General features: G+C 70.5%; 10 protein-coding genes. 6 read left to right on the top strand and 4 right to left on the bottom strand.

The genetic code is table 11. The features are described from left to right. Positions 1-36 precede the first annotated feature (36 nt). The 4 genes from O7624_RS20485 to O7624_RS20470 all read right to left on the bottom strand — a co-directional run bounded on the left by O7624_RS20485 (position 37) and on the right by O7624_RS20470 (position 4,095). The gene (locus O7624_RS20485) at positions 37-1,023 is read right to left on the bottom strand and encodes an ABC transporter permease (protein WP_282240693.1); all 987 of its coding nucleotides are present in this window, start codon (positions 1,021-1,023) and stop codon (positions 37-39) included. 68 nt (positions 1,024-1,091) lie between these two features. Next, positions 1,092-2,099: an ABC transporter permease gene (locus O7624_RS20480; protein ID WP_282236916.1), complete on the bottom strand. Its 1,008-nt coding sequence runs from the start codon at positions 2,097-2,099 to the stop codon at positions 1,092-1,094. Then, complete coding sequence (locus O7624_RS20475; RefSeq protein ID WP_282240692.1) at positions 2,096-3,109, bottom strand: oligopeptide/dipeptide ABC transporter ATP-binding protein; 1,014 nt, start codon at positions 3,107-3,109, stop codon at positions 2,096-2,098. The genes O7624_RS20480 and O7624_RS20475 overlap by 4 nt, the downstream gene beginning before the upstream one ends. A gap of 8 nt (positions 3,110-3,117) precedes the next feature. After that, positions 3,118-4,095 carry an ABC transporter ATP-binding protein gene (locus O7624_RS20470; RefSeq protein ID WP_282240691.1) on the bottom strand — a complete coding sequence of 326 codons (978 nt, stop codon included), beginning with the start codon at positions 4,093-4,095 and terminating at the stop codon, positions 3,118-3,120. Between the two features lie 267 nt (positions 4,096-4,362). Between O7624_RS20470 and O7624_RS20465 the strand changes: the two genes are divergently transcribed. The 6 genes from O7624_RS20465 (at position 4,363) to O7624_RS20440 (ending at position 12,072) form a co-directional block, all read left to right on the top strand. Further along, the gene (locus O7624_RS20465) at positions 4,363-4,911 is read left to right on the top strand and encodes a Uma2 family endonuclease (RefSeq protein ID WP_093405081.1); all 549 of its coding nucleotides are present in this window, start codon (positions 4,363-4,365) and stop codon (positions 4,909-4,911) included. Between the two features lie 97 nt (positions 4,912-5,008). Next, on the top strand, positions 5,009-6,445 hold the full coding sequence (locus O7624_RS20460) for a TldD/PmbA family protein (RefSeq protein WP_282236915.1): 1,437 nt from the start codon (positions 5,009-5,011) through the stop codon (positions 6,443-6,445). Between the two features lie 73 nt (positions 6,446-6,518). Further along, a complete protein-coding gene (locus tag O7624_RS20455) occupies positions 6,519-7,967 on the top strand; it encodes a metallopeptidase TldD-related protein (protein WP_282236914.1) in 1,449 nt (482 codons plus the stop codon). Between the two features lie 258 nt (positions 7,968-8,225). Beyond that, complete coding sequence (locus O7624_RS20450) at positions 8,226-9,032, top strand: hypothetical protein (protein ID WP_093405074.1); 807 nt, start codon at positions 8,226-8,228, stop codon at positions 9,030-9,032. Positions 9,033-9,043: 11 nt separating this feature from the next. Next, entirely contained in the window at positions 9,044-11,002 is a 1,959-nt protein-coding gene (locus tag O7624_RS20445) for a fumarate reductase/succinate dehydrogenase flavoprotein subunit (RefSeq protein WP_093405072.1), read from the top strand. Continuing rightward, positions 11,002-12,072, top strand: coding sequence for a succinate dehydrogenase/fumarate reductase iron-sulfur subunit (locus O7624_RS20440; protein ID WP_282236913.1), 1,071 nt, complete (start codon positions 11,002-11,004; stop codon positions 12,070-12,072). The genes O7624_RS20445 and O7624_RS20440 overlap by 1 nt, the downstream gene beginning before the upstream one ends. Positions 12,073-12,138 lie beyond the last annotated feature (66 nt).

Here is a 12,138-nt window from a genome sequence, read left to right as displayed (position 1 = left end):
TCAGTCGTCGATGAGTCCGTGCCGTCCCGACCCGGCTCAGCCCAACCGGACCCGTGGGTCGATGACCGCGTAGAGCAGGTCCACCAGCAGGTTCGCCAGCACCACGAAGACCGCCGCGACCAGCACGGTGGCCATGATGGTCGGCAGGTCGCCGGCGCGTACGGCATCGACGGCGGTACGGCCGAGTCCCTGGATACCGAAGGTCGTCTCGGTGATCACCGTGCCGCCGAGCGCCGCGCCGACGTCGAGGCCGGCGACGGTCACCACCGGAGCGATCGCTGCGCGCAGCGCGTGCCGGCCGTACACCGCCGGGCCGGACAGGCCCTTCGCCCGGGCGGTACGCACGAAGTCCTCGTTCAACGTCTCCAGCAGTTGGGCCCGGAACAGTCGGGCGTAACCGGCGGAGAAGAGCAGCGCCAGCGACAGCCAGGCGAGTACCAGGCCCCCGGCCCAGCGAACCGGGTCGTCGAACAGCGACGTGTAGCTCGGCACCGGCAGCCAACCCAGCGTGTACACGAAGACCAGCAGCAGCACCGCGCCGACGAAGTACAGCTGTAGGGAGGCACCGGCGAGCGTGAAGCCGATCGCGGCCCGGTCGATCCAGGTGCCACGGCGCAACGCCGACACCAGGCCCAGGCCCACCCCGAGCAGCAGCCACAGGACGGCCGCCGGGACGACGATGCTCAGCGTCACCGGCACCACCCGGGCGAGGGTGTCGGTGACCGCCTCGTTGTTCACGTATGACCAGCCCAGGCAGGGCGCGTCACAGCGTCCGCCCTGGGCGCCGCCCAGATCCCGGCCGGTGACGATGCCCGACATGTAGCCCGCGTACTGGTCGACGAGCGGATCGTTCAGCCCCAACTCCTGGCGTACCCGTTCCTGCCGCTCGGGGTTGCAGTTCTTCGGGCACATGCCGCTGACCGGGTCGCGGGGCAGGGCGAAGAACATCAGGAAGGTCAGTACGCTCACCGCGAAGAGGGTGAGCACGGCCGACAGGATCCGCTTGACCAGGAAGCGCGCCATCAGGGCCGGCCCCGATCCGAGTCCGCAGGGCTCCGCCACGCTGTGCTTCTCGCGTTCATCAGGTCACCTCATCGGGGCGACTTCGGGTCCAGCGCGTCGCGCAGCGCGTCCCCGACCAGGTTGACGGCGAACACCAGCGCGAAGATCAGGACGCCGGGGAAGAAGACGAACGCCGGGTCGGTCTGAAGGTAGCCCAGGCTCTGGTGGATCATCCGGCCGAAGCTCGGTGTCTCCTCGGTCAGCCCGACACCGATGAACGACAGCGCCGCCTCACCGGTGATGAACTGCGGCACGGCGAGCGAGAACGACACCAGAATCGGCGCCCAGAGGTTCGGCAGCAACTGCCGGAACAGCATGTGCCCCGGACCTGCCCCGCTGGCCCGGGCCGCCGCCACGAACTCCCGCTCCCGCAGCGCGACCACCTGGCCCCGGACCAACCGGGCGGTGCCGGTCCACCCGAACACCGCGAAGATCACGATGAGTACGCCGACCCCGAAGGCCGGTGGCACCGCGTCCCGCTGTCCGTGCAGGCGCAGCGTCAGCGTGGGCGTCAACGCCAGGGCGACAATCAGGAACGGCAGCGCCAGGGTCAGATCCGTGATCCAGGTGACCACCGCGTCGAGCCAGCCGCCGAAATAGCCGGCCAGCGTGCCGAGCACGACACCGATCACCGCGGTGAGCACCGCCGCCGTGACGGCGACCAGAAGTGACGTCCGCAGGCCGTACACCAGCCGGATGAACACGTCCCGGCCCAGCCCCGGCTCCAGCCCGAAGAAGTGCTCCCCGGAGACGCCACCGGCGTGGCCCAGTGGCAGGCCGAATCCGTCCAGCTTGCCCTGGAACTGGTCCTGCGGACCGATCCCGTACGCCAGCTCGATCAGCGGCGCGGCCAGCGCCACCAGCACGAACAGCATCAGCGTCGCCCCGCTGACCAACGCGGTCCGGTCACTACGCAGCCGCAGCCAGACCAGTTGCCCGGGCGACGCCCCGACGGCCCGGCGGCCACGGGACCCGCCGGCCGCGCCGCCCGGCCCGATCGGGACCCGCACCGCGCCGTCCTCAGGTGAAAGGCTCATGCCGAGGCTCGCACCCGCTCCGGACGCAGCGGACCCGAGTCGGGGAAGTGGCAGGCGGTGGCCTGTCCGCCGCCGTCGCGCCGGGTCAGGGCCGGCTCCTCGACGGCGCACCGGTCGCGCGCCTTCGGGCAGCGGGTACGGAACCGGCAGCCCGAGGGCGGGTCGATCGGGCTGGCCGCGTCCGCGGCGAGCCGGAGCCAGCCGGCCGGGTCGAGCCGGCCGACGTGCGGCACCGCCGACAGCAGCGCCCGGGTGTACGGATGCTGCGGCCGCTCGTAGATGTCGTCCCGGTCGCCGATCTCGACGATCCGACCGAGGTACATGACCGCGACCTGCTGGCAGAGGTGCCGTACCACGGCAAGGTCGTGGGAGATCAGGACGAGGGCCAGCCCCAGGTCGCGGTGCAGTCGTCGGAGCAGGTTGACCACCTGGGCCTGGACCGAGACGTCCAGCGCCGAGACCGGTTCGTCGGCCACCACCAGCCGGGGTCCGGTCGCCAACGCTCTGGCGATGCCGACCCGCTGGCACTGGCCGCCGGAGAACTCGTGCGGATAGCGGTTGGCGTCCTCGGGATTCAGGCCGACCAGCTCCATCAGCTCCCGGACGCGCGCTTTGGTTCCGCCCGGCGGACTGATCCGGTTGACCCGCAACGGCATGGCGATGATCTGGCCGACCGGGTGCCGGGGGTTCAGCGAGGCGTACGGGTCCTGGAAGATGATCTGGAGTTGGGCGCGGAGCGGGCGCAGCTGCCGCCGCCCGGCCCGGGTGAGGTCGCGGCCGGCGAACTCGATGCTGCCGCCGGTCGGCTCCAGCAGCCGCACCAGCAACCGGGCCGTGGTGCTTTTGCCGCAGCCGGACTCGCCCACCAGAGCGAGCGTTCCGCCCGCCTGCACCTCGAAGTCCAGCCCGTCCACGGCCCGTACCGGGCCGCACCGACCACTGCCCCTCCGCACCGGAAAGTGCTTGGTCAGGCCACGGACGCGCAGCAGCGGACCGGATTGGTCGACCATCCCGTCGGTCACCGCGCCACCCCCACCCGGGCGGTCTCCTCGGCCTGGCGTCGGATGCGTTCCCGAGTCGGGAGATGGCACGCCAGCCGGTGCCCGCCCGTCCCGACGGCACGCAGCTGGGGTGGCTCGGTGCGGCACCGGTGACCGACGGGTTCGGTGTGCCGGCAACGCGGGTGGAAAACGCAACCGTCCGGCAGGTCGAGCAGGTTCGGCGGCAGCCCCGGTATCGGCCTGAGGTCGGCCTCGGGGTCACCCCACAACGACGGCACGCTGGCGAGCAGACCCCAGGTGTACGGATGCTGAGGCGTCCGCAGCACCTGCTCGACGTGACCCTGCTCGACGATCCGGCCGGCGTACATCACGAGCACGTCGTCGGCGGCCTGGCCGACCACGCCCAGGTCGTGCGTGATCAGGAGGATCGCGGTGCCGAACTCGGCCCGCAGGTCGGTCAGCAGCTCCAGAATCTGTGCCTGCACGGTGACGTCCAGCGCGGCCGTCGGCTCGTCGGCGATCAGTAGGGCGGGATCGTTCACCAGCGCCATGGCGATCATCGCCCGCTGGCGCAGGCCGCCGGAGAGCTCGTGCGGGTACTGGTCGTACCGCCGGTCCGGCTGCGAGATGCCGACCCGGTCCAGCATCTCGACCACCCGCCGGCGTGTCTCGGCGCGCCCGGCCCGCCGGTGGTGCACCCGGTACGCCTCGGCGATCTGCCGGCCGACCGGATGATACGGGTGCAGCGCCGAAAGCGGATCCTGGAAGATCATCGCCACGTCCCGGCCACGCAGCCGGCGAAGCGCGGCCTCCGGTCGACCGACCAGCCCGTGCCCAGCGACGGTGATCTCACCGGCCACGGTGGCCCGACGCGGGTCGTGCAGGCCGAGAAGGGCCAGCGCGAGGGAACTCTTGCCCGCGCCGGACTCGCCGACCACGCAAAGGGTGCGGCCGCGCTCGACGGTGAACGAGACCCCGTCGACCGCGCGCACCATGCCGTCGGTGCTGGTGAAGTCCACCCGCAGGTCGGTCACCCGCAGGTAGGGGTCCACGATCGCCTCCCTCCGCCCACGACGAAGGGAACTACCACTGCTTATGCAGCCGAAATTAGCTACCACCCCCGTCGTCCCGAAAGGATCCCACGAACCGTCCCCCACCGCACCACTGCCGGTCACCACCGACTGCCGCGCTGGTCGCACGGAAGGTGCGACCATGGGGGCAGCCCAGCAGGCAGGATCCCGGCGAGACGAGCGGAGGTGACCATGACCGTGGCGGTGTTCGACCACGAGGGCCCGTGGACCGAGGAGGAGTACCTCGCCCTCGGCGAGACCTCCCAGCGCGTCGAACTCTTCGACGGGAGCCTGCACGTGACCCCAGCCCCCACCCCACGCCACCAGAACATTTCCGGTGAGCTGCACGCGACACTGCGCGGGCCGGCCAGGGAGGCCGGACTGCACGTTCTGGAGGGGGTGAACGTCCGGCTCCGACCCGGCCGCATCCCCATCCCCGACCTGGTCATCACCGGCCCGATCGACTTCGACGCGCCAAACGTGGAGGCCGTCGACGTCCATCTCGTCTGCGAGATCATCTCGCCGAGCAACGCGGCCACCGACAAGGTGCTCAAGATGCACTACTACGCCGCCGCGGGCATCGAGTGGTACCTGCTCATCGAGCAGGCGAGCGGCGCTCTCCACCTCTACCGCAAACGCGGTCGGCACTACGTGGTGGAGAGTGCGACCGAGCCGGGCCAGGTTCTGGTGCTCACCGAACCAGTCAAAGCGACCATCCGGCCTGAGGACCTGCTCCCCTGACGGATGTCGGTCGGGTCGCCTAGGGTCGGGCCATGAGCGACCGCATCATGGACACCGGGGTAACGCGTCTCGTGAACGCGCACGATGAGGCGTCGCCGTGAGCGAATTCGAGATGGCCGAGGCGGCGGTGCAGGCGGCGCTGGACGCTGGTGCCCGGTACGCCGACGTTCGGGTGATGCACCGGCGCTACGAGTCGATGACCGCCCGCAACGGCGACATCGAGTCGCTCGACCAGGACGAGAGCGTCGGTCTGGGCGTACGCGCGTTGGTGGGTTCGAGTTGGGGCTTCCACGCCGTGCCGGAGCTGTCCGACCTGGCCGCCCGCGACGCCGGCCACCGGGCCGCGCGGACCGCGGCGGCCAGTGCGCTGGTCTCCGGCCCACCCGTCGACCTGGTCGCGTCCACCCCGGTCACGGCGAGTTGGTCCTCGCCCTGCGAGATCGACCCGCTCGGCGTCTCCCTCGCCGTCAAGGGCGACCTGCTGGTGGCCGCCACCCGCACCATGACCGAGCACGGCGCCGACCTCGCCGAGGGGCTCTACCAGATCTGGGACACCGCCAAGTGGTTCGTCTCCAGCGAGGGGCACCGCATCGATCAGCGCATCCGCGAGTGCGGCGGTGGCATCTCGGCCACTTCCGTCGGTGCCGGTGAGACCCAACGCCGGTCCTGGCCGAGCTACCGCGGCCAGTACGGCACCACCGGCTGGGAGCTCGTCGACTCGCTGGAGCTGACCGCACACGCGGCACGGATCGCCGAGGAGTCGCGGGCACTGCTGACCGCACCGCTCTGCCCCAGCGGCGAGACCGACCTGATCCTCGGCGGCGAGCAGTTGGCCCTGCAGATCCACGAGTCGGTCGGGCACGCCATCGAGTTGGACCGGATCCTCGGCTGGGAGGCGGCCTTCGCCGGCACCTCATGGCTGGATCTCGCGCAGCTCGGTTCGCTGCGGTACGGCTCCGAGCTGATGAGCATCACCATCGACCCGACCATTCCCGGCGCCCTGGGCAGCTTCGGCTACGACGACGAGGGCTCACCGGCGGTCAAGCGCGACGCGGTGCGGGACGGCCGCTGGGTGGGCGTGTTGGCGGGCCGGGACTCGGCCGCCGTCGCGGGCCTCGATCACGGCGGCAGCGTACGCGCCGACGGCTGGGCGCGACTGCCGATGGTGCGGATGACAAACGTGGGCCTGGAACCGGGCCCGCACACCCTGGAGGAGATCGTCGCCGCCACCGACGAGGGGGTGCTGATGGACGTCAACCGGTCCTGGTCCATCGACGACAAGCGGCTGAACTTCCAGTTCGGCTGCGAGATCGGCTGGGAGATCCGCAACGGCCGGCGCGGACGGATGCTGCGCAACCCGACGTACACAGGTATCGGTCCGCTGTTCTGGCGTTCGATGGACATGCTCTCCTCGGAGACGGTGCCGTGGGGCACCCCGAACTGCGGCAAGGGCCAGCCCGGCCAGATCGGGCACACCGGGCACCCGTCGGCACCGGCCCGCTTCCGCAACGTCCGGGTGGGGGTACGCGCGTGACCGGACATCAGCGGGCCACCCGTCGACACGTCGTGGTGACGCCGTACGCCGTCGCCGACCACCGGGAGGCGGCGTGAGTGACACCCAGGTGCGGGCCGGCGACACCGAGTTGGACGTCGCCGGCCGCGTGGTGGACCTGGTCGCCCGACTGGCCGGGCCGGCCGCACAGGCGGAGGTGACGGTGGCCCGGGCCGAGTCGGCGTTGACCAGATTCGCCAACTCGGCGATCCACCAGAACGTGGCCGCGTCCTCCGTGGACGTCCGCCTGCGGGTCCACCTGGCCGGGCGTACCGCCGCCGGCAGCGGAAACGCGGTCACCACCGACGGGTTGCGCGCGCTGGTGGAGCGGGTGCTGACGGCGGCCCGGTTCACTCCACCGGATCCGGCCTGGCCCGGGCTCGCACCCGCGGCACCGGTGGCGCCCTCGCCGGCCTGGGATCCGGCCACGGCGCACGCCGGGCCGGATCAACGGGCCGCCCTGGTCCGGGCGTTCGTCGACGCGGCCGGCGGGTTGGTGACCGCGGGCTACTGCCGCACCGGTTACCGCGTGGCGGCGTTCGCCAACTCGGCCGGCCACTTCGCACAGGGGCAGGCGGCAGATGCGGCGATGGACGGCATCGCCCGGGCCGACGGCGCGGACGGCACGGCCCGACAGCACGTCGACCGGGTCGCCGATCTCGACGGCACCGATCTGGGGCGGCGGGCCGCCGCCAAGGCGCGAGCAGCGGCTCACCCGGTCGAGCTGTCACCCGGGCGCTATCCGGTGGTGTTGGAGCCGCCCGCCGTCGCGGACCTGCTGGAGAACCTGGCCTGGTACGGCTTCAACGGCCGGCGGTACGCCGAACGTCAGTCGTTCGCCGCACCCGGCACGGCCCAGTTCGATCAGGCGGTGACCCTGGTCGACGATCCACTCGCGGCCTCGGGGCTCCCGTTCGACCTGGAAGGTACGCCGAGCCGGGCACTGACCCTGGTCGACGCGGGCACCACGAGCGCCGTGGTCCACGACCGGCGCAGCGCCGCAGAGCTGGGTGTCGCCTCGACCGGGCACGCCTGGGCCGGCAGCGCCACCTTCGGCCCGATCCCCCGCAACCTACGCCTCGCCCCTGCCGGCACGGCGGGCGCAGCCGACCCGACGGGCGTTTTCGTGGCTGGCGGTCACGGGATCGGCGGCCCGGCAGTGGACGGCGCGATCGGGGATCCGGACACCGCCGCCCTGGTCTCCCGGATGGAGCGCGGCCTGCTGGTCAGCGACCTCTGGTACACCCGGGTCCTGGATCCGCTGAGTCTGGTCGTCACCGGCCTGACCCGCAACGGGTTGTGGCTGGTCGAGGACGGTCGGGTCACCCGAGCGGTCCGCGACCTGCGCTTCACCGAGTCGTACCCGCGGGCGCTCGCGCCCGGTGCGGTGCTGGAGCTGGGTCGGCGCGCGGTACGCCTGCCGGACCGCGCGGACGGTGCCTGGTGGGCGGCGCCGTCGCTGCGGCTGGCCTCGTGGAACTTCACCGGCGGCGCCTCCGGTTGACCGTTTGTCGATCTTTTCCGGGCACCCGAATATTGATCATGGGGAGAGGCTTTCCAAAGAGCGGGACACACGGGACACTGCCTTGCGCGGACGCCCCGCCTAGATCGGCGTAACGTGTGTCACTTAGCTGCTCCGGTACGCCGGTGCGGTCGTTGGTGTGCGCATGACGCGGCAGGCGGGTGCGGGGTTCGCCCGTCCGCGTGCCGCCCGGAAGTGTTCCGCCGCCCGTGACAGGGCCCCGTCAGGGAGACGACGCGAATGACATCATCGGCAACGAAACCGCGAGGCGTGCGCGCACGCGCCGCCATCGCGGCGAAGACGTTGCGGACGGACCGTTGGTGGTTTGCCCCGCTGATCACGGTAATCGGGCTCAGTGCGTGGGTAGCGTACGCGACGGTCCGGGTCTTCATGCACGACTTCTACTGGGTCGAGGACTACCACTACCTGACCCCGTTCTACTCCCCGTGCGTGACCGACCGGTGCCTACCGGAGGCCTCCCACTTCGGGCAGTACCTGCCCGGTTGGTGGATCATCCCGGACGCCGCGTTCACCCTGCCGTTCCTGCTGCTGTTCCGGCTCACCTGCTACTACTACCGCAAGGCGTACTACCGGTCGTTCTGGCTCTCGCCGCCGGCCTGCGCGGTGCCCGACGGTCACGCCTCCTACGGCGGTGAGACCCGGTTCCCGCTGATCGTGCAGAACTCGCACCGGTACTTCTTCTACTTCGCCGCGATCATCTCGCTGATCAACACCTGGGACGCGATCCTGGCCTTCCACAGCCCCGAGGGCTTCGGCTTCGGGCTGGGCAACCTGATCCTGCTCGGCAACGTGGTCATGCTCTGGGCGTACACGATCTCCTGCCACTCCTGCCGGCACATCATCGGCGGGCGACTGAAGAACTTCTCCAAGCATCCCGTCCGCTACCGGGCCTGGGGTTACGTCTCCTGGCTCAACGTCCGGCACATGCAGCTCGCCTGGATCACGCTCGGCACACTGGCCCTGACCGACTTCTACGTCATGGCCGTCTCCGCTGAGTGGATCTCCGACCTGCGGTTCATCAACTGAGGGCCCCTGACATGACGACCACTACCACTCGCATCGAACGACACCACTACGACGTCGTCGTGATCGGGGCCGGCGGCGCCGGCCTGCGCGCGGCGATCGAGGCGCGGCTGGCCGGCAAGAAGACCGCCATCATCTCCAAGTCGCTGTTCGGCAAGGCGCACACGGTGATGGCCGAGGGCGGCGCCGCCGCGGCCATGGGGAACGTGAACAGCCGGGACAGCTGGCAGGTGCACTTCCGGGACACCATGCGCGGCGGCAAGTTCCTCAACAACTTCCGGATGGCGGAGCTGCACGCCAAGGAGTCGCCGCAGCGGATCTGGGAGCTGGAGACGTACGGCGCGCTGTTCGACCGCACCAAGGACGGCAAGATCTCGCAGCGCAACTTCGGCGGCCACGAGTACCCCCGACTGGCCCACGTCGGCGACCGGACGGGCCTGGAGCTGATCCGCACCCTCCAGCAGAAGATCGTCTCGTTGCAGCAGGAGGACAAGCGCGAGCACGGCTCGTACGACGCCCGGATCAAGGTCTTCTCCGAGACCACCATCACCGAGCTGCTGCTGGACGGGGACCGGATCGCCGGCGCCTTCGGCTACTACCGGGAGTCCGGCGAGTTCGTCCTTTTCGAGGCACCCGCCGTGGTGCTCGCCACCGGTGGCGTCGGCCGGTCCTACAAGGTCACCTCGAACTCCTGGGAGTACACCGGAGACGGTCACGCGCTGGCGCTGCGCGCCGGAGCCACTCTGATCAACATGGAGTTCCTCCAGTTCCACCCGACCGGCATGGTCTGGCCGCCGTCGGTCAAGGGCATCCTGGTCACCGAGTCGGTCCGCGGCGACGGTGGCATCCTGAAGAACTCCGAGGGCAAGCGGTTCATGTTCGACTACGTCCCGGACGTCTTCCGCAAGCAGTACGCGGAGACGCCCGAGGAGGCGGACCGCTGGTACGACGACCCGGACAACAACCGGCGTCCGCCGGAGCTGCTGCCCCGCGACGAGGTCGCCCGGGCGATCAACAGCGAGGTCAAGGCCGGTCGGGGTACGCCGGCCGGCGGCGTCTACCTGGACATCGCCTCCCGGCTGCCGGCCGACGAGATCCGGCGTCGCCTGCCGTCGATGCACCACCAGTTCAAGGGGCTGGCCGACGTCGACATCACCAAGGAGCCGATGGAGGTCGGCCCGACGTGTCACTACGTGATGGGTGGCGTGGAGGTCGACCCGGACAGCGGCGCCGCGTACGGCTCGGTGCGTGGGCTGTTCGCCGCCGGTGAGGTCTCCGGCGGCATGCACGGCTCCAACCGACTGGGCGGCAACTCCCTGTCCGACCTGCTGGTCTTCGGCAAGCGGGCGGGCGGGCACGCGGCCACCTACGTCGACCAGCTGACCGGCCGACCCCGGGTGGCGGTGACGGCTGTGGAGACGGCTGTGGAGACCGCCCTGGCGCCGTTGCAGCGGGACACCGGCGAGAACCCGTACACCCTCCAGCAGGACCTCCAGGCGGTGATGGGGGATCTGGTCGGCATCATCCGGCGGGAGGCCGAACTGGAGGACGCGCTGGCCCGCCTGGCGGAGTTGCGCGAACGGGTGGCGAAGGTCAGCGCCGCGGGCGGCCGGCGGTACAACCCGGGCTGGCATCTCGCGCTCGACCTGCGCAACATGCTTGTCGTCTCCGAGTGCACCGCGAAGGCGGCGCTGGAGCGTCGGGAGTCGCGCGGCGGCCACACCCGCGAGGACTTCCCCACCATGGATCCGCAGTGGCGACGGGTCAACCTGGTCTGCTCGCTGGTGGGCGACGCCGTCCGACTGGAGCGCAAGCCGCTGCCGAAGATGCGCTCCGAGTTGATCGGCCTGTTCGACCGCGCCGAGTTGGCCAAGTACCTCACCGACGAGGAACTCACCGAGTTCGACGCCCTCGTCGCCGCCGATGCCGCTGCTGCGGCCACCGACGCTGACGCCGAGAAGGAGAACCGCTGATGGGAACGAAGCGCCAGTTCCGGATCTGGCGGGGTGACGCCGACGGCGGCGACCTGCAGGACTACACGGTCGAGGTCAACGAGGGCGAGGTGGTCCTCGACGTGATCCACCGGTTGCAGGCCACCGACGCGCCCGACCTGGCCTGCCGGTGGAACTGCAAGGCCGGCAAGTGCGGCTCCTGCTCGATGGAGATCAACGGGATGCCCAAGCTCGGCTGCATGACCCGGATGTCGACGTTCGAGGAGAACGAGACGATCACGGTGACCCCGTTGCGGACGTTCCCGATCATCCGGGACCTGGTCACCGACGTGTCCTTCAACTACGAGAAGGCGCGGGAGACGCCCGCCTTCGCTCCACCGACCGATCTGGCCCCCGGCGACTACCGGATGCAGCAGGTCGACGTGGAGCGCTCGCAGGAGTTCCGTAAGTGCATCGAGTGCTTCCTGTGCCAGAACGTCTGCCACGTGATCCGGGACCACGACGAGAACAAGCAGGCGTTCTCCGGTCCCCGGTACTTCATCCGGGCCGCGGAGCTGGACATGCATCCGCTGGACACCAGGACCGACCGCAAGGACTACGCGCAGACCGAGCAGGGCCTGGGCTTCTGCAACATCACCAAGTGCTGCACCGAGGTCTGCCCCGAGCACATCAAGATCACCGACAACGGGATCATCCCCATGAAGGAACGGGTCGTCGACCGCAGGTACGATCCACTTGTGTGGCTCGGTAGCAAGATCTTCCGGAGGGGTCAGGTGCCTCAGACCAGCGTGACCAGCGGACACTCCCCGGGCGCGGTGCGCTCCAGCGCCGCGGGCGGCGGTGTGCACTCACACGCCGGCGGCTCCCATGACGCCCAGGCCGAGGTGCAGGCTCAGCAGGGCGTCAACTGGCACCGCGAGGTGCCCCACCCGACCGCCCCGGCGGTCGACGCCAGCGGCAAGCTCCCCCTGACGGAGCTCACCTTCGACCGCGCCGCCGCCCCCAGCCCGTTCGGCGACGACGTCACCTTCCCGCTCCCCCCTGAGCACCTGAACTTCGCCCACCCCGACCAGGACAAGCCCAACCACTAACCACCCGCGCGACACCGGGGGCCGCGGCATCCGCCGCGGCCCCCGCCCCATTCCCGCCCCAACCTT

Source organism: Verrucosispora sp. WMMD1129, from assembly GCF_029581255.1.
Lineage (GTDB): Bacteria > Actinomycetota > Actinomycetes > Mycobacteriales > Micromonosporaceae > Micromonospora > Micromonospora sediminimaris.
Note: the sequence above shows the minus strand (reverse complement) of the source record. Positions and strands in the feature narration are given on the sequence as shown.